Annotated in this window: 20 protein-coding genes; 6 read left to right on the top strand and 14 right to left on the bottom strand. The window is 61.4% G+C overall.

The genetic code is table 11. From position 1 onward, the window contains the following. From topA to ACT3UA_RS10040, 3 genes are all read right to left on the bottom strand, one after another. Entirely contained in the window at window positions 1–2,802 is a 2,802-nt protein-coding gene (gene topA / locus ACT3UA_RS10050) for a type I DNA topoisomerase (RefSeq protein WP_444616297.1), read from the bottom strand. A gap of 139 nt (window positions 2,803–2,941) precedes the next feature. Next, window positions 2,942–3,592, bottom strand: a complete 651-nt coding sequence (locus ACT3UA_RS10045) for an ArsR/SmtB family transcription factor (RefSeq protein ID WP_096283385.1) — start codon at window positions 3,590–3,592, stop codon at window positions 2,942–2,944. A 23-nt stretch (window positions 3,593–3,615) separates the two neighbouring features. Next, window positions 3,616–5,205, bottom strand: coding sequence for a DUF7059 domain-containing protein (locus ACT3UA_RS10040; RefSeq protein WP_444616294.1), 1,590 nt, complete (start codon window positions 5,203–5,205; stop codon window positions 3,616–3,618). Window positions 5,206–5,279: 74 nt separating this feature from the next. On the opposite strand from ACT3UA_RS10040, the gene ACT3UA_RS10035 reads away from it, so the two are divergent. Beyond that, window positions 5,280–5,852: a GNAT family N-acetyltransferase gene (locus ACT3UA_RS10035; RefSeq protein ID WP_444616292.1), complete on the top strand. Its 573-nt coding sequence runs from the start codon at window positions 5,280–5,282 to the stop codon at window positions 5,850–5,852. Between the two features lie 61 nt (window positions 5,853–5,913). On the opposite strand, the gene trhO is transcribed toward ACT3UA_RS10035, so the two are convergent. Continuing rightward, window positions 5,914–6,819: an oxygen-dependent tRNA uridine(34) hydroxylase TrhO gene (gene trhO, locus ACT3UA_RS10030; RefSeq protein WP_096283550.1), complete on the bottom strand. Its 906-nt coding sequence runs from the start codon at window positions 6,817–6,819 to the stop codon at window positions 5,914–5,916. A gap of 165 nt (window positions 6,820–6,984) precedes the next feature. Between trhO and ACT3UA_RS10025 the strand changes: the two genes are divergently transcribed. Beyond that, complete coding sequence (locus ACT3UA_RS10025) at window positions 6,985–7,641, top strand: GNAT family N-acetyltransferase (protein WP_096283380.1); 657 nt, start codon at window positions 6,985–6,987, stop codon at window positions 7,639–7,641. Between the two features lie 91 nt (window positions 7,642–7,732). Further along, the gene (locus ACT3UA_RS10020; protein ID WP_105568712.1) at window positions 7,733–10,063 is read left to right on the top strand and encodes a DEAD/DEAH box helicase; all 2,331 of its coding nucleotides are present in this window, start codon (window positions 7,733–7,735) and stop codon (window positions 10,061–10,063) included. Here the strand turns inward: ACT3UA_RS10020 and ACT3UA_RS10015 are convergent. The 7 genes from ACT3UA_RS10015 to ACT3UA_RS09985 form a co-directional block, all read right to left on the bottom strand. Further along, window positions 10,054–10,443, bottom strand: coding sequence for an Rv3654c family TadE-like protein (locus ACT3UA_RS10015; RefSeq protein WP_444616289.1), 390 nt, complete (start codon window positions 10,441–10,443; stop codon window positions 10,054–10,056). The genes ACT3UA_RS10020 and ACT3UA_RS10015 overlap by 10 nt on opposite strands. After that, on the bottom strand, window positions 10,440–10,775 hold the full coding sequence (locus tag ACT3UA_RS10010; RefSeq protein ID WP_444616287.1) for a TadE family type IV pilus minor pilin: 336 nt from the start codon (window positions 10,773–10,775) through the stop codon (window positions 10,440–10,442). The genes ACT3UA_RS10015 and ACT3UA_RS10010 overlap by 4 nt, the downstream gene beginning before the upstream one ends. Before the next feature lie 3 nt (window positions 10,776–10,778). Beyond that, complete coding sequence (locus tag ACT3UA_RS10005; protein ID WP_096283372.1) at window positions 10,779–10,961, bottom strand: DUF4244 domain-containing protein; 183 nt, start codon at window positions 10,959–10,961, stop codon at window positions 10,779–10,781. A 112-nt stretch (window positions 10,962–11,073) separates the two neighbouring features. Then, window positions 11,074–11,607, bottom strand: a complete 534-nt coding sequence (locus ACT3UA_RS10000; RefSeq protein ID WP_444616285.1) for a type II secretion system F family protein — start codon at window positions 11,605–11,607, stop codon at window positions 11,074–11,076. Next, window positions 11,604–12,290, bottom strand: a complete 687-nt coding sequence (locus ACT3UA_RS09995; protein WP_444616283.1) for a type II secretion system F family protein — start codon at window positions 12,288–12,290, stop codon at window positions 11,604–11,606. The genes ACT3UA_RS10000 and ACT3UA_RS09995 overlap by 4 nt, the downstream gene beginning before the upstream one ends. Window positions 12,291–12,296: 6 nt before the next feature. Continuing rightward, window positions 12,297–13,529, bottom strand: a complete 1,233-nt coding sequence (locus tag ACT3UA_RS09990) for a TadA family conjugal transfer-associated ATPase (protein ID WP_444616281.1) — start codon at window positions 13,527–13,529, stop codon at window positions 12,297–12,299. Continuing rightward, window positions 13,526–14,584 (bottom strand): hypothetical protein, encoded by a 1,059-nt coding sequence (locus ACT3UA_RS09985; RefSeq protein ID WP_444616279.1) that lies wholly within the window; start codon window positions 14,582–14,584, stop codon window positions 13,526–13,528. The genes ACT3UA_RS09990 and ACT3UA_RS09985 overlap by 4 nt, the downstream gene beginning before the upstream one ends. A gap of 147 nt (window positions 14,585–14,731) precedes the next feature. Here ACT3UA_RS09985 and ACT3UA_RS09980 point away from each other — a divergent pair, with 147 nt between their 5' ends. Continuing rightward, window positions 14,732–16,381, top strand: a complete 1,650-nt coding sequence (locus ACT3UA_RS09980; RefSeq protein ID WP_444616277.1) for a bifunctional 3'-5' exonuclease/DNA polymerase — start codon at window positions 14,732–14,734, stop codon at window positions 16,379–16,381. Between the two features lie 4 nt (window positions 16,382–16,385). Here the strand turns inward: ACT3UA_RS09980 and ACT3UA_RS09975 are convergent, their stop codons facing one another. Further along, complete coding sequence (locus ACT3UA_RS09975) at window positions 16,386–17,063, bottom strand: NUDIX hydrolase (protein ID WP_444616275.1); 678 nt, start codon at window positions 17,061–17,063, stop codon at window positions 16,386–16,388. Further along, complete coding sequence (gene nth, locus ACT3UA_RS09970) at window positions 17,060–17,854, bottom strand: endonuclease III (protein ID WP_444616273.1); 795 nt, start codon at window positions 17,852–17,854, stop codon at window positions 17,060–17,062. Before nth ends, ACT3UA_RS09975 begins: the two co-directional genes overlap by 4 nt. A 189-nt stretch (window positions 17,855–18,043) precedes the next feature. Here nth and acs point away from each other — a divergent pair, with 189 nt between their 5' ends. After that, window positions 18,044–20,020: an acetate--CoA ligase gene (acs, locus tag ACT3UA_RS09965; protein WP_444616271.1), complete on the top strand. Its 1,977-nt coding sequence runs from the start codon at window positions 18,044–18,046 to the stop codon at window positions 20,018–20,020. Between the two features lie 163 nt (window positions 20,021–20,183). Further along, window positions 20,184–20,636, top strand: a complete 453-nt coding sequence (gene aroQ / locus ACT3UA_RS09960) for a type II 3-dehydroquinate dehydratase (RefSeq protein WP_105553241.1) — start codon at window positions 20,184–20,186, stop codon at window positions 20,634–20,636. Here the strand turns inward: aroQ and ACT3UA_RS09955 are convergent. Beyond that, window positions 20,633–21,823, bottom strand: coding sequence for a MarP family serine protease (locus ACT3UA_RS09955; protein WP_444616268.1), 1,191 nt, complete (start codon window positions 21,821–21,823; stop codon window positions 20,633–20,635). The genes aroQ and ACT3UA_RS09955 overlap by 4 nt on opposite strands. Window positions 21,824–21,921 lie beyond the last annotated feature (98 nt).

Raw genomic sequence — 21,921 nt, 5'->3', positions numbered from 1 at the left:
CTACTTCTCGCTCTTCTTGGCGGTGGTTTTCTTCGCCGTGGTCGCCTTCTTGGCCGGGGCCTTCTTGGCTGCGGGCTTCTTCGCGGGAGCCTTTTTCGCTGCCGTGCGCTTCACCGGGCCACGGGCGCGCTTATCCGCCAGCAGCTCAATGGCTTGCTCACGCGTCAGCTCCTCCAAGGAGGTTGTGCGCGGCACGGTGATGTTGGTGACGCCGTCGGTAATGTATGGGCCGAAGCGACCATCCTTGACCACGATGTTCTTCTCGCTCGTCGGGTCCACCCCGAACTCGGCCAGCGGCGGCACCGCGGCGCGGCGGCCACGCTGCTTGGGCTGTGCGTAGATCGCCAGCGCCTCGTCGAGGGTGATGGTGAAGATCTGCTCTTCGCTGTCGATGGAACGCGAATCGCTGCCCTTCTTCAGATACGGACCGAAGCGGCCGTTCTGCACGGTGATCTCTTCGCCCTCGGCGTCGGCACCGAGCACCCGGGGCAGGCTCATCAGCTGCAGAGCCTCATCCAGGGTGACGGTTTCCACGGTCATGGTCTTGAACAGCGACGCGGTGCGTGGCTTGACCTTGACCGGCTTCTTCGGCGGCTTTGGCTTGCCGTTCTTGTAGTATTCCACCGGCTGCGCGGCGATTTCCTCTTCCGTGAGCTCCGGGATGATCTCGGTGACGTAGGCGCCGTAACGGCCGTCCTTGGCCACGATCTTGCGGCCGGTAGCCTCTTCGATGCCCAGCTCGCGTTCGGAGACCTGGGCGGTGGCGAACAGTTCCTCGGCCTTCGCCGCGGTCAGCTCGTCCGGAGCCAGTTCCTCGGGCACATTCGCGCGCTGCGGGTCGGTGCCTTCTTCGGCGCCTTCCGTGATGGCGCGTTCCAGGTATGGGCCGAACTTGCCCACGCGCAAGGTGATGTCATCGGTGATCTTGATGGAGTTGATCGCCCGAGCGTCAATGTCGCCGAGGTTGTCCACCACGTGCTTCAGGCCCTCCGGGCTGGTTTCGCCCTTGCCGCCGAAGTAGAACATGTTCAACCAGTCGGAGCGCGCACGGTTGCCCTGCGCGATTTCGTCCAGGTCGTCTTCCAAGCGTGCGGTGAAGTCGTAGTCCACATACTTGGCGAAGTGCTCTTCGAGCAGGCGGATTACCGAGAACGCGATCCAGCTTGGCACCAGGGCGCCGCCGCGCTTGGTCACGTAGCCGCGATCCATGATGGTGGAGATGGTCGGCGCGTAGGTCGAGGGACGGCCAATCTCGCGCTTTTCCAGCTCGGCGACGATGGACGCTTCGGTATAGCGCGCCGGCGGGGTGGTTTCGTGGCCCAGAGCGGTCAGCTCATCCCCGGTCAGCCCCTGTCCCACGGCGAGCTGAGGCAGGCGTGCCTCGGCGTTCTCCGGCTTATCTGCCGCGTCGCTCTCGGAGTCCTTGCCTTCTTCGTAGGCCGAGAGGAAACCGCGGAAGGTGATGACGGTACCGGAGGCAGAGAATTCGGCAACGCGCTGATCGCTAGCGGTGCCCGCGAGCTTGATGGTGGCGGTGAATCCCTTGGCATCTGCCATCTGCGAGGCGACGGTGCGCTTCCAGATCAGCTCGTACAGGGTGAATTCATCCTTGGAGAGCTGGGAGCGGACGTCCTTTGGGCGGCGGAACATGTCACCGGCCGGACGAACTGCTTCGTGGGCTTCTTGAGCGGAGTCGGACTTGCCCTTGTACACGCGGGGGCTCTTGGGAATCGAATCCGAGCCATAAAGTTCGGTGGCTTGGGTGCGGGCGGCGCGGACGGCCTCATTCGACAGGAATACCGAGTCGGTACGCATGTAGGTGATGTAACCGTTTTCGTACAGACGCTGCGCGATCTGCATGGTCAGCTTCGAGCTCCAGCGTAGCTTGCGGCTGGCTTCCTGCTGCAAGGTCGAAGTGGTGAAGGGAGCTGCCGGACGTCGGGTGTAGGGCTTGTCCTCCACGGAGGTGACGGCAAAGTCGCTGTTGGCCAAATTGCTGACCAATGATTCGGCGGCTTCCTGGTTCAGCTCCGCGACCGGGTTGCGGGTGGTCTTCAGCTGGCCGCGGTCATCGTAGTCGCGGCCCGAGGCGACGCGCTTGCCGTCCACCGAGGAGAGCTTGGCGGCGAAGGTTTCCCCAACGGTGGTGGCGAAGCTTCCCTTGACATCCCAGTACCCGGCGGAGACGAAAGCCATGCGCTCACGTTCGCGCTCAACCACCAGCCGGGTGGCGACCGACTGGACACGGCCGGCGGAGAGCCCGCGGGCAATCTTGCGCCACAGAACCGGAGAGATCTCGTAACCGTAGAGGCGATCCAGGACGCGGCGGGTTTCCTGCGCATCGACCAGATCGGTATCCAGCTCACGCATCGAGCCCAGGGCGCGCTCGATACCTTCCTTGGTGATTTCGGTGAAGGCAAGACGGCGTACCGGGACCTTGGGCTTAAGCACCTGGAGCAGGTGCCACGCGATGGCTTCGCCTTCGCGGTCCGCATCTGTTGCGAGGTAGAGTTCGTCGGCATCTTTGAGCTTGGCCTTCAGCTCCGAAACGCGCTTCTTCTTATCCGGGTACACCATGTAATAGGGTTCGAAGTCGTTATCGATGTCGACCGCAAATTTGCCCACGGAAGTTTTCTTGAGCTCGGTGGGAAGCTCGGAGGGCTGGGGAAGATCGCGGATGTGGCCCACCGAGGCGTCCACGTCGAAGCCCTCGCCCAGATATTTGGCGATTGACTTTACCTTGGCAGGAGACTCCACGATAACGAGTTTCTTGCCGGTCTTTTCCTTGGCCTTTGCGGGCACAGCTCTCCTTTTATACAACGCGGTTCCGAACGCTTCCCAGCGAGGTAACGCTCGGGCGGCAATCGCAGCACCATTCCTTGCGACCAGAATCAGTCGCAATTCCCGATGATCTTACACCGAAGAACTGCACAACTTTTCTCTAGCTCGCACCTCCACCCGGGTGCTGGTACTCGGGTAGTAGTGAGATTAAGTAGAACATACGCTTCGAGTCGATGTTGCGTTCTTCGGCCGTGGCCATTGCCTCATACTCGTAAACGAGGTCCAATAATCGCCGATTAAACTCCTTTTGCTTCGCTTCGGGAAGAAACACTAAACCACTGGTCAGCAAGGGTGGGCGGTCGGCATCCGGCTCGATTCCCGACTTGGCTTCCGCCTCGCGCCGCTCCACTTCGGCATTCAGCCTTGTGCGGAACGCGTTCAACTGCACGTTGAGGTAGGCTGTTTTCGCGTTCGTCGAATCGATCTGGGTGTTTAGCTCCAACCTTTCGCCCGCGGCGCGCCACCGGCGTTCTCGCGCGTCGCCTTCGCTGGCCGCGCGCGCCACGTACCCGTATTTCTCCAGTGCGCGCAAGTGATAGCTCATGGCGCTGGGCGTCAATGAGCACATCGATGCCAGCTCCGTTGCGGTGCGCGTGGTTTGCGATGCGAAAAGCTCGTCGAGTACGATCAGCCGAGCATCATGGGCCAGCGCGCGGATCGCCTGCGGGTCGGTGATCGAGACCACTTGTGGGGGTTGATCTTCCGCGTCGGCGCGCTGCGCGCCGTCTTCCTCGACTGTGTTCCGTGTCATAACGAAAAAGTTTAGCCTTTGTTTCAGATTTTACGAAGCATTCCATGCCGCAGAAGGCGAGCAATAGCTTCATAAAGCCTTTCAGTGAAATTCTCCTCGCCCTCACCGATCAGTGAATCAAGGGCTACAACCAACTGCGCGACCGATAATTCACCATCGCAGGCCGACAGGAATCCGGCCTGCGCCGAGTCCAAAATTTCGGTTCGGCGGATCCCCGCGCCCTGGCGCAAGAGGATCACTCCTGGATGTTCGGCACCGGGGCGCTGATGACGTTCCTCGGTGACATCATCTGCGACTAGCAGGTGCCACTGCTTCCATTCTTCTCCGGCTTCGCGCAATGCATCTGCCATCAGAATGTCTCGCTCCAAGGCAGGAGCCAGCGGCTGTTCCACCTGGTGCGGTATCTGTTCGAAGAGACGGAAGGTTACCTCCGGTTGCGCGGGCCGGCGGAAATACACCATGCCGAAACCGACCGCACCGACCTGGCGGGATTCGAAGTCGTCGAGGTAGGCGTCATAGGCGGCCGCGTAGGCGGCGCTGTCCTCGCTTTGCGACGCATCGCGCAACCAGGTTTCAGCATAAACGCTCGGAGTGGCCTGTTCACGTTCAATCACCCAGACGTCCAAGTCATCGGCAAACCAATCGGAGACCCGCCGCGCCCATGGTTCATTGGATTCCTCATCTAGGCGAGGTATCTCCCAATTCGACAGCATCTGCATATGTGCACCGGGGTTCAGATGCTCGGGGGCCTGGGCAATCAGCGTGCTCACCAAGGAATCGCCAGCCATGCCACCATCACGGTAGGTGAAGCGGTCTTGCTCACGCTCGGACTTATTGCGCGGTGTGATCACGAATGGCGGATTGCTGGCGATCAAGTCGAATTTCTGGCCGGCCACCGGTTCGAACAGGCTGCCCTGCAATAGCGTAACCCGCTCTTCTAGCCGCTGCGGGTCCAGCTTCAAAGCTCGGTGGTTGAGCACCAGGTTAAACCGGGTGAACGCCAGTGCGCGGTCCGAAAGGTCCGTGGCGGTCACGTGCTTGGAGTGCGAGAGCAAATGGAATAGCTGTATTCCGCATCCCGTGCCGAGATCGAGGGCCCGTTCAGCGTCCGGACGGACGGTGACCTGCGCAAGCGTGCGCGAAGCATGGCCAATGCCTAAAACGTGGTCCGTGCGCAGAACCCCGGGACGCTGGTGCGAACCCAGGTCGTGAGCCACCCACAATTCACCATCGGCATCCGAGGCATGCACCGCCAACGCCACCTTAGCCCGGTACCCCGAGGCCCATGGCTCAATCAACCCGAGCTTGAGCAGCCCGTCGGCACGCACCGTGGGGAACGCAGCGGCGATCGCCGCGACAGATTCCGCCTGTCCCAACTGGAACAGCCGAACGGCGCACGCCAGGGAACCGGCTTCGGGCTGCTTGTTCAGAACTCGAAGCGCCGGGTGGATCTGATCCCGACCATAAGCAGCCACCGCATCATCACCTAATAGCTCGGTGATGGCATCAAAGCCAAACTTCATTGTTTTCAAGTCGGCATGGAGCTTGTCCAGCAACGCGAGGTCGTAACTACTAGGGGCATCTTCAATGGCAGAAAATTCAGCGGCATTCACAGTTCCAAGTCTAACGAGTCCGCGGGTGTTACAAGACTGCGCAACAACTGCCCAACCACCTTAGGATGTTCGGTATGCCAGTCGTGACCATCACCTATTTGCAGCAGCTTTCGAGTGCCGAAATGCGCCCGAGTGCCAGAAAACTTCCGCAGCACGCGAGGATCGAACGCGCCCAACAGATCTCGGCCGAGTTTTCCCGCTTCCTCTATCAAAGCGTGGGGAGCAAATTGAACTGGGCAGATCGGCTGACTTCCAGCCGTGAACAATGGGATGCGACGCTGCGCCGTGCGGGCTCTGAAACCTATGTGCTCTACCAGGATGGGGTGCCGAAGGGGTACGCGGAACTGGTGACCGAGGTGACCGAGGCCCAGAGCGAGGTAGAGATCTACTACTTCGGGCTATTCCCCGAAGCCATCGGGCAGGGCCTCGGTGGTCTGTTGCTCAGCGAAGCCAATCGTCGGGCTTGGGATCTGCACACGCGCTTCGAAGATCTCCCGCCGGTGGGCCGGGTGTGGCTGCACACCTGCTCGTTGGATGGGGAAGCGGCCATCCCGAACTACCAAGCACGAGGCTTCAGCGTTTATGACACCACGGCCGAGGAAACCGAAGTAATCGATGCGTCACTCAACCTGTGGCCTAGTTCCTAGTCGCCAATTAAATGCCAGCGCGCCGCATGATCTCTAAATCATGCGGCGCGCTGGTTCTTGCCTAGGCTTCGATCGATACTTCGGTGCAGTCTGGGCACCGGCGCAATTCTTCATCCTTGGCGCAGTCTTCACAGAAGAGACGCAGGTTGCGGCATGTCGGGTTCGCGCAATTCTCGAACTTGTTCGTGGGCCCCTGGCAACCGACGCATTCGCCGATGGTCACCGCATCCTCGGAGAATTCGGTGTGCATGCGCTTGTCGAAGACATACAGGGAACCTTCCCACAGGCCCTTGTCACCGTACTGTTCGCCGTAGCGGACGATTCCGCCCTGCATCTGGTAAACCTCTTGGAAACCGCGCTTGACCATCAGCGCGGAGAGCACCTCGCAGCGAATGCCGCCGGTGCAGTAGGTGACGATCGGCTGATCTTTCAGGTGGTCGTACTTTCCCGAATCGAGTTCATCCATGAACTCGCGGGTGGTTTCCACCGCTGGAACGATCGCGTCCTTGAACTTGCCGATCTGGGCTTCGAACGCGTTTCGGCCATCGAAGAAGTGAATCTTCTCCCCAACCTTCTCCTTCGTTTCGACCAGTTCGTGGAGCTGCTCGGGACGCAGGTGGACCCCGCCGCCGACCACACCGTTCTCGTCGATCTCGATCTCGCCCGGGGCGCCGAACGTGACAATTTCGTCACGGACCTTGACGGATATACGCGGGAAGTCTTCGGCCGAGCCCTCGGACCACTTAATATCCATCTTTGTGAATGGAGGGAACTCGCGGGTAGCCTTCACGTATTTCTTGACGGCAGAAATCTCGCCGCCAACGGTCCCGTTGATGCCGTCCTTGGAGATGATAATTCGACCGCGCAAGCCCCAGCGTTCCAGCAGCGAACGCTGCCACAAGCGGACGGCTTCCGGGTCGGGAAGCGGAGTAAATGCGTAATACAAAACGATGCGATGAATGGCCACCATATAAGGGTAGTAGCTTTTCGGCACAAATCGCCGCGCAAAAGAGCAAAGTCACATTCTCGGTCCCGACCATTGTCCGGGTATCAGCATTGACTATAGTTTCAAGTAAGCAACGATTAGCTCAACGTCAGCTAATTCCTAGGTGAGACAGGGTAGGGTCAAAACATGGCATCAAACGCAAGCGATGAACTGATTGGTACCTGGGTAGACGGCTGGGCAGGCGTCCGTGGATACGAGACCCGCCATGAGGGGCGAGTCCACGCGGCCCTCCGTCACGATACGACCGGGGACTGGGAATACGTTATTTATGAGCCTTCCAAGGAAGAGCTCGCAGCGGTCGCCGAGACGCTTAAAAAGCATCCAAAGCGCCGTCTCACCGCATTCGATGACTCAATCGAGGGACTGCTGCGTACCGCCAGCGAGGTTGGCCTTCAGGTGTCCGCAGACGATGAAGTCCTCATGGTCACCGAATTAGCCGTGCACGACGTCGAAGTACCTTTGCCCGCAGATGGCTTCGTCTTCCAGATCGAACGCGACGGCACCCATGCCTATGTTTCGCTGCATCCAGAAGACAATCAGGAGATCGTAGCCGCTTCCGGCCACGTCTCGGCAGTCGCCGGATTCGCGATCTTCGACCGCATCATTACCGGTACAGATTTCCGCCGTCAGGGTCTTGGAACTTTGATCATGCGCGCGCTCGCTTCTCTGGCCCAAGAGCACGATGTGGACGAGGGCCTGCTCATCGCCTCCGTTGACGGCCAGCAGCTCTACGCTTCCTTGGGCTGGACCTCGCTAGGCAAGGTTGTCCTGTTCAAAGGCTAACCGCCACCATTTCTTCGCTGATCGCCGTCGGAATTATTTTCGACGGCGATAAGCTTTTAACTACCCACCGTTGCTCAGAGAGGCTCTAGACGTGAAGTCCGTGCGCGCGTTGCTGGATCCGTTCAATCGGCAAAACGATCCCGAAGCGGTCATCCATCGCAGGTCGGTGGCCGCGAAAGATGAGATCACCGCGCCATGGCCGACCTGGATCCACGACGCGGTCCGGCAAACCTTTGAGGAACTAGGCATTCAGCGGCCCTGGCTGCACCAGGTGCAAGCCGCGGAATCCGTTCACGCGGGAAACCACACGATCATTTCTACCGGCACGGCCTCCGGCAAATCTTTGGCATATCTCATGCCCAGTATTGACCTGCTCTACCGCACCCGAGAGACCGGCCCCAATGACGCCGAGGCCCAAGGGACCATCTTGTACATCTGCCCCACCAAGGCCTTGGCGGCAGACCAGTTGGCTTCGGTGCAGGCTTTGAAGGTGCCAGGCGTTCGGGCCTCTAGCTATGACGGCGACACCGACCAAGGAACCCGCAGCTGGGTCAGGCAACACGCGAACTTTGTCTTCACCAACCCGGATATGCTCCATCGTGGCATCCTGTCCAACCATCAGGCCTGGTCGCGTTTCTTCAAACGGTTGCGCTACGTGGTCATCGACGAGGCGCATTCATATCGCGGAGTTTTTGGTGCCCACGTCGCAAACTTGATGCGCCGGCTGCGGCGCATCTGCGCCCACTACGGAAACGACCCGGTCTTCATCGGCGCCTCGGCAACCAGCTCGGACCCGGAAGAATCCTTCTCGAGGCTCATCGGCGCCCCGGCACAGGCCGTTACCCACGATTTCTCCGCTTCGGGGGAACTAGTCATCGGACTGTGGGAACCGCCCTTGACCGACCGGACTGGTGAAAATGGTGCCCCGCTACGTCGCACGGCGATCGCAGAGAGCGCCTCAATCCTTACCGACCTAATGGCGGACCATGTGCGCAGCATCGTGTTCATCAAATCCCGCCGCGGCGCAGAGACCATTGCGGCACTCACGCGCAAGCATTTGGAAAAGTTCGCTCCAGAACTCAGCGTCCGCTTGGCGGCCTATCGATCTGGATACCTGCCGGCCGAACGCCGCGAAGTTGAAAAACAGCTGCGCTCCGGCCAATTATTGGGAGTGACCTCGACATCCGCATTGGAGCTTGGCATCGACATCGCCGGGTTGGACGCGGTGGTGGTCGCCGGATGGCCCGGAACGCGCGCTTCATTCTTCCAACAGATCGGCCGTGCCGGAAGAAGCGGACAAGATGCGCTTGCCATATTTGTCGCCGCCGAAGACCCGCTCGACACCTATCTGGTGCACCATCCCGAGGCAATATTTGAACTCGGAGTCGAAGCGACGGTCTTTGACCCGCATAATAAATACGTACTCAGCGGCCACTTGTGCGCAGCCGCCCAGGAACACCCGTTGCGGCCCGAAGAATTAGCTCTTTTTGGCCCGCAGACCGAAGAGTTGCTGGACTCCTTGGTGCAGCGCGGCTACTTGCGCCGCAGACCGGCCGGATGGTTCTGGACCCATCCGCAACACGCCGCCTCGATGTTCTCCATTCGGGCAGACGGCGGTGGCCCGGTCGACATTATCGACGCCGAAACCGGAGCGCTGCTTGGAACCATGGATTCGCCGCAAACACATTATCAGGCACACCCCGGAGCCATTTACGTGCATCAAGGAGCCAGCTACCACGTTGAAGAACTCGACGAACAAAATCATGTGGTCGTGGTCAGTCGAGTCAATCCGGATTATTACACCAACGCCCGCGACCTGACAACGGTAGAGGTCCATTCCCAAGAGCGCAGTAGCAAACATCAGGAACTCGGTATATTTTTCGGCGAGGTCACCGTCACCACTCAGGTGGTCTCGTTCCAACGCAAATCGGTAGCCTCCAACGAGGTGCTCTCCGAGGAACCTCTGGAGCTGGAAGCTCGTGAACTCCATACTAAATCTGTGTGGTTCACGCTCACCGAACAGCGGCTACTGGGTGCCGGGCTCACCGTGGATCAGTTCCCGGGGGCATTGCATGCGGCCGAACATGCGATGATCGGGCTGCTTCCCCTGGTCGCGACCTCGGACCGCTGGGATATTGGCGGGGTGTCTACGGCCCTTCATATGGACACCGGCCACCCCTCCATCTTCGTTTATGACGCCCAGCCGGGGGGAGCCGGATTCGCCGAGCGTGGTTTCGAGCGTTTCCTAGATTGGGTGCGAGCTACCCGAGACGCCATCCAATCGTGCGAATGCGCCCACGGGTGCCCCAGCTGCGTGCAGTCACCGAAGTGCGGAAACCGCAATAACCCATTGGACAAAAGCGGTGCCATACTTCTGCTGAGCACCGTGCTGCAGGATATTGTGCCTGCCCATCATCGCTGATCTAAGGGCGGTGCACCGGCCCGGGCTCGCGCCGTAGCCGCGTGCAGCTTCACCTCATGAGCGACGAAGGTCACCGGCACACTGACGGTTACACGCACAGAGGTTCCTCCGTCCTCCACGGCGCATTGCTCAAGTTCGGCTTCGTTAGCCGCCGATACGCTTCGGGCGATCTCGCAGGGGTCCCCGGCGCGTAGACCTCTAGCGGTATCTGCGGCGGCTAGCGCCGCCAAATCGGCGGCAGCCGCCGCACGCATCGATGCATGGGTCGCGGCCGTCCAAAGGAGCACCGCCGAGGCCAGGATCAGTGCCACCGCCACTAATGCGGTGGCCGTCACCGTTCCGTTGCCGCGTTCGCCTCTCGCGCTGGCTGGTTCTCTCATTCCAGTGCCACGCTAGCTTCGCCACGGACCTGTATCGGTCCGAGCAATGGAATGCGCACAGACTTGCTGACATGAACTTCGGAGAATCCCCCACCCTGTGAAATCGCATATGTCGCGTCATGTCCGGCGAGCCTGATCCCGCTCGAATGCACTACCGAGCTCTCTTCTCCGCGTGCCAGTTCTCTGGCCATGGCAGCGGCAGCCTGTTGCACTTGGATCTGCTTCATACCCAACACTCCAAAGCACAACAGCAAAGATAAAAACACGGCAACAGCCGGTAGCAGCACCGCGAATTCCGCCGTGCTGCTACCTCTCTCATCGTTGAAGTTCATTGCCTACAGCGACAGGGCCTTGCTGATAAGACCCATCAGCATGCCACGCACATCCCCACTGGACAGGATGCTGATCAGCAATCCGGCGAAGGCTACGGCGGCCAGAGTGACCATAGCAAATTCTGCGGTGGTTGAGCCCTCTTCGTCAGCAAGACGCTCGGAAAGCATAGCTTCCATACGTTTCATGATTTTTCCTTTCGTTGTTTCCCAAATGCGAAATAATTTGGGGTGGTGCCTTCAGCTTGAGCTACCTGAACGTTTCACGGATTAGGTTCCTTTCAAGCTGGGGATTACTCGTTCAGAGCCCCGGCAGCAAGGCAATAATCAGCGGCACCACGCCCAAGGCAATGAATGCTGGCAAGGCGCATGCGCCCAGGGGCAGCACCAATCTGGTACCGAATTGCGCGCCCAGCCTTGCGACTCTTTGGCTGCGTTCGCGACGCTGCAACGCTGCCGCATTGCGCAGCAAGCTCGCCGCCGGGGCTCCGGTGACATGGGCGAAGCGCAAAGCCTTTTCAAGTGGTCGCAACCAATCCGGTGCCGAGTGCCAGGCTTTATCCCACTCCATGTTCATTTCCAAGCATCGTGCGACGGTGCAGAGCTGTGCACCTTGCGGGACACCGCGACCTAGCGTGTCTAAAATGTCTTTAATCGGCATTCCCGAATCCAACAAGCTTGCGCTGACATCCAGAATCAGCTCAACAGGTTGATTCTGGATGTCAGCGGCTTTGGCTTGCGGACGCTTTATGCTCAGCGTTCTTTCGTGCCTCTCGTGGCTTGAAATAGCCAGCAAGACCGCGGCAACCGCACAGCACAACGCGAAGAAAGTCATTGCAGGGCCTGCCGAGTGGTGGTGCGCAGCAGGAACCTGCACCACAGCCGATTGAGCAGCCACAACGCCATCCCGAGGACTACGCTCAGCTGCGCCGCCCATGAGGTGGCTAGGGCACCGAGCACGTCAATGCCTAGAAGGATTCCGGCGCCGAACCCAACCAGTGGCAGCCAGGTCAGCAACTTGGCCGTGGCCTTGGGGCCAGCCATGGCGGCGTCGAATGCTTGTGATGCGACCAGGTCGGCTTCCAGATCATCGGCCAACCGTTCCAGCACCTCGGCAAGGCTTGCGCCGCTGCGCTCGGAAACCCGTAAGCACCAATGCATTCGATGCACCGACGAGGTGTGCGCGTTGTTCGCCGTCGGTTCAGTCGGATTAGGCCTCCGAGCACCCAGCCGGTGCGTGGCGCGTAATTGGTGAAGCGCCTGGTGCACCGGACACTGGCTGTGTTCGGCGGCCAGCAATGCATCAACGGCGGGGTAGAAGGTCAGTCCGCTGCGCACCAAAGCGGCAAGTTCGCGAATCGTGCGGGCGTCTTCGGCCAACGCATTCTTCGGTGCATCGGACCGTCGCGAGGACCCGAAAATACCGTGTTGCTGCCGGGGACGTCCGCCCGTTTCGTTTTTAGCTTTGCCAGGAAACCAGAGCCAGAGTGCCACGGCGCTCAGTAGGAGAATCAACATCGCAGTTCAGCCTTCGCTTCGAGCCATCTGCTCGGCGAGCGCGCTGAGAGTCGCCTGACCGAGTTTCTGTTCAAGGATCGGCAGCGAAGCCGGGTCCAGGGGTGCGCGCCGATTGCTGTCGATCGCAGTGATCACGCTCATTTGACCGTCTCTCTCGGAGTTCAGGATGCCTAGGGCCACCGGACCGCGTTGTCCCTGTGCTCCGCGCGACATGTGAATAATAAGGTCAAGCGCGCTGGTCGCCTGCAGGGCCGTCGCTTGGAGGTTCCACCCGGCTAGTGCGCCCAGAGCTGCCAGACGGGCGGGAACGGCTTCGGGGTTATTGGCGTGCAGAGTCCCGGCAGCTCCTTGATGGCCGGTATTCATGGCAGCCAAGAAATCTCGGATCTCTGCCCCTCGGCACTCCCCGACGATCAATCGATCCGGTCGCATTCGAAGTGCTTGAACCACCAGATCGCGCAGTTCGATGTTGCCGGCCGCTTCAACGTTTGCCGCACGAGTCTGCATGCCGACCACATGTTGGTGGGTGACGTGCAGCTCTTGGGAGTCTTCCACGACAACGATGCGTTGACCCTCGTGAGCCAGCGAGAGCATAGCCTGAAGCAAGGTGGTCTTGCCGCTGCCGGTGCCTCCGGTGACGAGAAAATTCAGTTCCCGTTTCATGATCTCTTCAAGCAACGGATGCCACCAGCACGCCGCGTGTTCCAGTACCCCGGCGAGGTCCAAGGGCTTGGTTTTCTTAACACGAATCGAGATCAGCGGCCCCTGCGTGGCAATCGGAGGCAGCACCGCGTGGACTCGGTAGTGCTTCAAGCTCATGTCCATAAATGGGCTTGCATCGTCTAGTCTGCGTCCAGCTAGCGTGGCAAGGTGGACTGCCAGCCTGCGGACCTGTTCGGCTGATCCGAAGACGTATTCGGTCGGTTCCAACCCGCGAGGCGAATCGATCCACACCCTGCCCTGCCCGTCAACCAAGACATCGGTCACTTCGGGCTGTTGGGCGAATGGTTCGAGTACCGATAGACCGGCGACTTCGTCTTGCAGAGCTTTTAGTGATTCGGCGGCTCCCGAGGCGCCCAAGGCGGCCCCAGAATCTTGTACGGCCCCGGCGAGGGCTACCGCATCGAGTTGCCCACCGGTGGCCATCGCCCGCTGACGCACCGATTCGAGGATGCGTTCATCGACTTCGCGACGGGTTGCGCGCCCCGCACCTTGCGCACTGTGTTTGCCCGTGCTCATCTCTTGCTCCCCTCGGATTCTGGCAGGAGGCGCAGGTCCGCTAGCACGTGGCGGACTTTTCGAGAGCGCATGGCGTCAAAGAGCACTCCGCGTTGTATCGCCCGGGAGATCCTCGGCAAGCTCGCAAAATGCCCTAGGTACTGTCCCGTCGCGGTATTCGAATTTCGCAGGTTCCTTGGACCGCAGCGGATATGGGCTTCGGCCGGCGGTGTGCCGGTATCTTCACAGGTCAGGATCTGCCGGTCAACGAATTGTTCAAGCACCGCACGCTGCGGGTGCATCGCGCGTCCGGTATCGACCACTAGCAGGTCGAAGCCTTGTCTGGCCGCCGCCAATAATCGCACTACCAGTTGTTCATCCAGCTCGCTGGGTGCGGCGCTGGGCGACCAGGTCAAAACCGCGGTGTCTCGCACCGTGGGCAAGGTATCCACCAGCTGGTGCGGTGCCAACGCGCCACCGGAGCGGCACAGCTCTTCCCAGCCGATTCCCGTGGGCGGATCGAGCGTCACCCGCGGCCACAATCCGGTGGAATGAGGATCCAGATCGATCAGCAGGCTCTTCAATCCGCACAGCGTGCCCGCGTGGGCAACGAGCGCCGCCAAGGTACTGGTTCCCAAGCCGCCGGCGAGGGAACCCAAGGAAAGGCAATGCGCCTGGCCTGCGCGCATTCCCCAAAGCCCTAGATACTCCCCCAACCATTGCTGTGCCCTGGGCAAGACGGCCACTCTGGCACGCGGGATTTGGCTAGCCACCGACCACAGCTGTTGGTCGTCTTCTTCAAAGCCGAGGACAACGTCGCAGAGTCCGGGGAATGCCAGTGCTTCGGCGGCCATATCCGCGCCCCAGAGCACCGGGCCGTTGCCGGGAGCCGGCAGATCCTTGAGCTCGGCGCATTGGTGTATGCGCACGGCCGCGCCCAGCGCGATGAGCGCACAGCTTTCGACTAGTCGCTCATCGTGGCTGACCAGGGTGCAGGCTAGTTCGCCAGCGCCCCAGAGGCGCTCAGCGCTTATCGCGACCGACCTCGGCGCATCGCACGCTTGTTCGGTTGCCACAAACCGCCCATCGCTCTTTATCGGCGGTGAGCCGGAGCTGGGAAAAGATAACCAATTCATAGTTGAACGGTGCCATCGTTTCGCATGGTGCCGGGCCGATGCTTGGCAAGCTGGGGATATTGTCCGTCTTCAATGCACAATAGAACAATGAGCATGCTTGCCTTTATCGCCGCTGACCCCGAAGGCTACGCCATCCTCGAACTTCGCCACGCACTAAGTGGCAAGCCAGTGCTCCCGGGCCGCCCGGTGTCCAAAGCCCACTTCCCGGCGGCCGTTCGCACCATTGAAGACGAACACGCCCCACGGTGGGTCATGCTGCGCACCGCGGACTGGATGCCCTCCTTGCTGGCAGCGGGAGTCTTCATTGCCAAGGCGCACGTGCTTTCGCTCTCCCAACGAATCCTGCACCGCAGCCCACTGAGCGCGCAGCAACTAGACGACATCGATCTGGAAAACCCGCACAGCCCGGTTACCCGGCCCAATCAAGACGCCTTATTTGAGACTCCGGTCAACGGGGAAAGCTTGGACGAAGTCGTGGCCATGTATGTGCGCCAACGCCAGGCCCTGCCCGATGAGCCGGCAGCGCGCCGAAAGCTTGAATTGCTCATTCATGCCGAGTCGGTCGGTGCGCTTGTTGCCTGCGAAATGGAGCATGCCGGGCTTGCCTGGAACGAGGCAGATCACCGCGCGCTGCTGCGGGAGAAGCTTGGGCCTGCGGTCGGCGAAGGGATGCGTCCGGCCAAACTCGCCCATCTGGCCGAGGCCCTCGGACAGGCCTTGCGGTGGCCCGGGCTGAACCCGGATTCCCCGCACGACCTGCTGCGTGCCCTGCACCGCGCAGGTTTTTCGGTCCAGTCGGTGCGTGCCTGGGAGCTGGAACAGCTCAAGGATCCGCTCATCGAGCAGGTCCTTGAATACAAGAAGCTTTCCCGGCTGGCCAGCACGCACGGGGACGCCTGGCTTGACCAATGGGTCAAGAACGGGCGGTTCCACCCGCATTACGTGCTAGGCACCGTCGCCTCCGGGCGCTGGGCCGCCAGCGGTGGAGGAGCGCTGCAGCTGCCCCATTCGATCCGCCAGGTGGTGGGCACCACCGCAGGACGCACCTTCGTCATCGCCGACGGCCGGCAGCTCGAGCCACGCATTCTCGCCGCGATCTCCCAAGATCGCCGGCTCCAAGAGGCGGGCCAGCAAGATGACCTCTATCAGTGGCTCATCGATGCCAGGCTCGTCTCGGACCGCAACGAGGCGAAATTGGGAATGCTCTCGGTCATCTACGGCGGCGGGGGCGGCACCTCCGGTGCGGTGGGCGTCGCCTTGAAGAAGAACTTCCCGCAGGCCATGGCGTATGTGGATCAGGCCGCGAAAGCAGGCGAGCGCGGCGAAGGAGTACAAAGCTGGCTAGGCCGCGGCTGCCCGCCGGCGGAAGAAAGCTGGGTGCAAGCCCAGCGGGCTACCAAAGATGAGGCCGGGCAGCGAGCCGCCGATGCTGCGGCACGGTCGCGTGGCAGGTTCACCCGAAATTTCGTGGTGCAGTCAACCGCCGCCGAGTGGGCATTGGTGTGGATGGGCCATGCCCGTCATCTGATTCGCCAGGCCGGCTGGGCCCAGTCCTGCCAGCAGGTGTTTTTCGTTCACGACGAGGTCGTTTTCGAGTGCCCGATAGAACTGGCCGATCGCCTTGGTGAGTTGGTGCGCCACGCGGCGCTGCTCGCCGGACGCACGCTCTTTGGCGGGCACAGCCCAAATTTTCCGGTCAGCGTCGCTATCTCGCAGAACTATTCCGAAGGCAAATAGCCGCTTACTTCAACTTGATTTCGCGTTGCGCGTTCCACGGTTTGTTCCAGCCCAACTCGGCAAATAACCGATCGATCACGATCGCGGTGAATCCCCAGATCAGGTGTCCTTCGTATTCGAAGGCCGGGGATTTGAAACGCTGGGCCCCGCGCTGCACCACCGCGGTCAGCCGGTTGTGCGGATCGAGCAGGTGCGTTACCGGCGCCCGGAAGACATCCGAGCTCTCGCGCAGGTCCGCCGCATAGACCCTGGACTCGGTGTGCCACCAGCCCACCACGGGGGTGACCAAGAAGCTGGACACCGGAAGCTCCGTTTCGGTCAATTGGCCAAGAACTTCAATCCCTGAAATATCAACCCCGGTTTCTTCCCACGCCTCGCGCAGTGCCGCAGCGCTCGCCGAACCATCCTCGGGATCTATCCCACCGCCGGGGAAAGCGATCTGCCCGGCATGTTTGCGCAGCGTGGAGGCGCGCTCCACAAAAAGCAGGTCAAGGTCCTCGGGTTTGGCCGCTTCGTGCACGCCCCGCCCGGTGGCCGATCCGAAGAGGAGGAGCACCGCTGCCTTGCGCACGCTGTTGGCGTCCATCTGGTTAAAAACCCAGTGTTTCGGAAGTTTTACCGTAGAGCCCATTTTTTGGGCATGGGTCGCGATGACTTTTTCCAGCTCAGCACGTGCACTCATGCGTCCAGTCCGTATCCTTCGGCGCGCAGTTCCCGGCGGGTGGCCCCGTCGAGCATTTTCTGCAGCAGTTCTTCGCGTCCCGGAGCGAGCTCATACTTCAGCAATTTCTGTGCCTTCGCCGGAATCTCCTCGCCCATCCCGGAGGACGGGCAGAGCGTTGCCAAGACGCAGGCGCCACAGGCCGGCTTGCGGGCATGGCAGACTCGGCGGCCGTGGAAGACCACGCGATGGCTGAGCATGGTCCAGTCGCGCTTTTCGAATAATTCGCCCACGGCGTGCTCAACTTTAACCGGGTCGGTTTCGCCGGTCCAGCCAAAGCGGTTGGCGAGCCGTCCGAAGTGCGTATCCACGGTGATGCCCGGGACGCCGAAGGCGTTTCCCAACACCACATTCGCGGTCTTCCGCCCCACCCCGGCAAGCTTAACCAGGTCTTCGAGCCGAGCGGGGACCTGGCCGCCATGGCGCTCCACCAGCGCGGCCGAGAGCCCCAGCAGGGATTCTGTCTTAGCGCGGAAGAATCCGGTGGGCCGGATCAGTTCTTCAAGTGCCCCGCGTTCGGCCTGGCTCATCGCCAGCGCGTCGGGATACCTTGCGAAGAGCCGTGGGGTGATCGAATTGACGCGGACGTCGGTAGTTTGCGCGGAGAGCACCGTTGCCACCAGCAGCTCGAAGGGATTCTCGAAATCCAGTTCGGCCACCGCATAGGGGTATGCCTCGGCCAACAGGCGGTGCATCTTCCGTGCCCGCCGTTTGAGTCCGATCTCTGTTTCAACTTTCACTTTTGCTGCCACGAGATGATCGTGTCATGAGCCGGGAAAAATATCACTGTTTGCCTGCATTTCACCGCGCCCTGATGACCGTTCGGCGCACAAAATGCCCGTTACTAGCCCCGTCAGTGACACAAACCACAGGCTCGGCGTTCGAGCGTGTAACTTTGATCACAGAGTAATTTTTGTTTAACCGAAAGGACGCGATCACCGGTGAGTGACTCCAAGACCCTGGACAACCTATCGCATGAGACTCGTGCGTTTGCCCCTAGCAAAGACTTCAGCGACCAAGCCATCGGCTCGGCGAACCAGTACGCGGCAGCAAGCGAAGACCGGTTGGGCTACTGGGCGCAACAGGCACGGAGCGTGTTGACTTGGGACACCGATTTCACCGAGACCTTGGATTGGTCCGAAGCACCGGTGGCCAAGTGGTTCGTCGGCGGCAAACTCAACGCGGCCTATAACGCGCTGGACCGCCATGTGGAGAACGGCCTGGGCGAACGGGTTGCCATTCATTTCGAAGGCGAGCCGGGAGACACCCGCAGCTACACCTACGCGCAGCTGACCGAAGAGGTGAAGAAGGCGGCCAACGCCTTCGAGTCCTTGGGCGTCGCCAAGGGCGACCGGGTGGCCGTCTACCTGCCGATGATCCCGGAAGCGGTGATCACCATGCTGGCCTGCGCGCGCATCGGCGCGATCCATTCGGTGGTCTTCGGCGGTTTCTCCGCCGATGCGCTGCGCTCCCGCATCGATGATGCGGACGCGAAGCTCGTGGTCACCGCCGATGGCACCTGGCGCCGCGGCAAGCCTTCTTCGCTGAAGCCGGCGGTGGATGCGGCCCTTGAAAAGCCCGGCCACACCGTGGAAAACGTGCTGGTGGTCAAGCGCAACGGCGAGCCGACCGAATTCGGTGCACTGGACAAGTGGTGGGATGACGTAGTCGGCACCGCCGCCACCGAGCATACCGCGGTAGCCCACGATTCCGAGCACCCGCTGTTCGTGCTCTACACCTCGGGCACCACCGGCAAGCCGAAGGGCATCGTGCACACCACCGGCGGCTTCCTGGCCCAGGGCGCGGTCACCCACCGCGACACCTTCGACCTGCACCCGGAAACCGATGTTTACTGGTGCACCGCGGATATCGGCTGGGTCACCGGGCATTCCTACGTCACCTACGCCCCGCTGATCAACGGCGCCACCCAGGTGATGTACGAAGGCACCCCGGACACCCCGCATCAGGGTCGCTGGTGGGAACTGATCGAGAAGTACAAGGTCTCCATCCTCTACACCGCGCCGACCGCGATCCGCACCTTCATGAAATGGGGACGCGAGATCCCCGACGGCTACGACCTCTCCAGCCTGCGCGTGCTCGGCTCGGTCGGCGAACCGATCAACCCGGAAGCCTGGATGTGGTACCGCGATGTCATCGGCACCAACAACGGCAAGAACGGCGAGCGCAAGGAGCACCCAACCCCGATCGTGGACACCTGGTGGCAGACCGAAACCGGGGCGCATATGATCACCCCGATGCCTGGGGTGACCGCCACCAAGCCGGGCTCGGCGCAGGTCGCCGTGCCGGGGATCAGCATCGACGTGGTCGACGAGGCCGGCGTTTCGGTGGCCGACGGCGAGGGCGGCTTCCTGGTCATCCGCGACCCGTGGCCAGCCATGCTGCGCGGCATCTGGGGCGACATGGAGCGCTACAAGGAGACCTACTGGTCCCGCTTCGAGGGCATGTACTTCGCCGGCGACGGCGCGAAGAAGGACGAGGACGGCGACATCTGGCTGCTGGGCCGGGTGGATGACGTGATGAACGTGTCCGGGCACCGGCTGTCCACCACGGAGATCGAGTCCTCGCTGGTGGCCCACCCGTACGTTGCCGAGGCCGCGGTGGTCGGGGCGAAGGACGAGACCACCGGCGAGGCGGTGGTCGCATTCGTGATCCTGCAGACCGAACCGCCCGAAGGCGAGGATGTGGTCGCCACGCTGCGCGCCCATGTGGGCAAGGACATCGGCCCGATCGCCAAGCCGCGCCACATCCTGGTGGTCCCCGAGCTGCCCAAGACCCGCTCGGGCAAGATCATGCGCCGCCTGCTCAAGGACGTGGCCGAGGGCCGCGAGGTCGGCGACGCGACCACGCTGTCCGACGCGACCGTGATGACGCAGATCGCGCAGTCGATGAAGAAGTAGCGAGCTCCGGCCCCCAGGCCGGGATCCACTGGCCGCCGCCTGCGCCACCGCCAACCGGTTCAACCGGCAACGGAGTGCGCCAGCGGCGGTCCGTTTCGTTTTAGCTAGCGCATAAACGTTCATGAAGCGCCGGAGCAAACGCGAGGTGTATTAGATTGTTTCCATGTCTGAAAACGCTTCGCGCACCATCTTGTTACTCAACGGACCGAACCTGAACCTGCTAGGAACTCGCGAACCCGAAATCTATGGCCATGAAACGCTCGCCGATGTCGAGGCGCTGGCGCAGCGCACCGCGGCGGGATACGACCTCACCGTGGAGGCCTTCCAGTCGAACCACGAGGGCGTGCTCATCGATGCGATTCACGAAGCGCGGCTGACCAAAGCCGGCATCATCATCAACCCGGGCGCCTACACGCACACCTCGGTGGCCATCGCCGATGCGCTCAGCGGGGTGTCGCTGCCGGTGATAGAGGTCCATATTTCCAACGTGCACCGGCGTGAGGCATTCCGCCATCACTCCTACGTCTCCCCCGTGGCCGCCTCGATCATCATCGGCGCCGGGACCAATGGCTACCGGCTCGCGGTCCAGCAGCTGGCGCATATCCTCGGCCGCTAGCCGCCGATGCATTCACCGGTCTTGATCGAGGTGGTGCGGTCCCCGGCCGCCTTGAGCGCGCGTTCGATCTCCTCGAGGCTCAGCGCGAAGCCCACCTCGTCATTGCCTCGCGACTTGGCGAAGATCATGCCTACCGCTTCGCCGGAATCGTTGACCATGGGGCCGCCGGAGTTGCCTTGGGCCACCTTGGCCGTCAACTGGTAAACCGAGAGCGCGGCGGGGTTCTCGCCATAGATATTGGCGATGGACACCGTGGCGCGTGAGGCGACCACCGCGCCGCGCACCTGCAACGGCCCACCGGCCGGATAGCCGATGAAGGCAGCTTGCTCGCCGCGGCCCAGATTCTCGTCGGCGAGCTCCAGAGGCTGCGCTTCCATGCCGTCGACACGCAGCACCGCGATATCGGCTTCCGGATCAAAATAAACTACCTTTCCGCGGTGAAGTTGATCACCCTCGACCTCCACCGTAGCCGCGCTCAAACCTGCCACCACATGGGCATTGGTCATCACCAATTGGTCGTCGATGACGAAGCCGGAACCGGTGAGGTTCACACCGCATTGAACGGCCGTCCCGGAGATCTTTGCCACCGAACTCACCGAGGCCCGCTGCAGGTCGTTGGCGGACCATTGACCTTCCTCGACCGGCTCCACCGGCGGGGCGAAGGGATCGAGCAGGGCGGGGATGGTTTCGGCCATGACCGCCGAACGCGCCGAGGAGATGGCCGAGTTCACGAACTCGGGTGTCAGCCCACGGATCGAGGCGATCATTTTCGACTTGTCGATTTCGCTGGAAAGCCGCGGAATACCCATGCTTGACGTGGAAAATGCCAGTGCGCCGATGATTGTGGCGGTAATGAAAACCGAAAGCACGCCACCGGCCAAACCGTCTGCGGCACGCAGGAAATCAAAGTTCATCCAGCGCCTGATTCGGGTGGCAATAACCCTGCCCAGGGCCTGGCCCAAAATGATCAGCACGGCGGCCGTGGCGACCATCAGCGCGACCCGCCACCAAGGGTTCGAGGCGAAGGTCGAAACCAGCGGAATGGCGAAGAACGCGGCGATGCCTCCGGCGATGAGACCGAGCATGTCCCCGACCGTATAGAGGAAGCCGCGGCGGATTCCGGCAATAAAAAATGAAAGTAAAACTACGCAGATGGCGACGTCCAGCCAACTGAATACTCCGAGCACCGAGACCCCGCTTCATTCACAAACTTACTATTAACCCAAGGTACCCTTAGAAGCTGATGGATTTCTGCGAGGATATTCGCGAGTTTTTGTATGACGAG

The organism is Glutamicibacter sp. 363 (assembly GCF_052379505.1).
Classification (GTDB): domain Bacteria; phylum Actinomycetota; class Actinomycetes; order Actinomycetales; family Micrococcaceae; genus Glutamicibacter.
The sequence above is the reverse complement of the archived record's forward strand: the minus strand, read 5'-3'. Positions and strand labels throughout refer to the sequence as shown.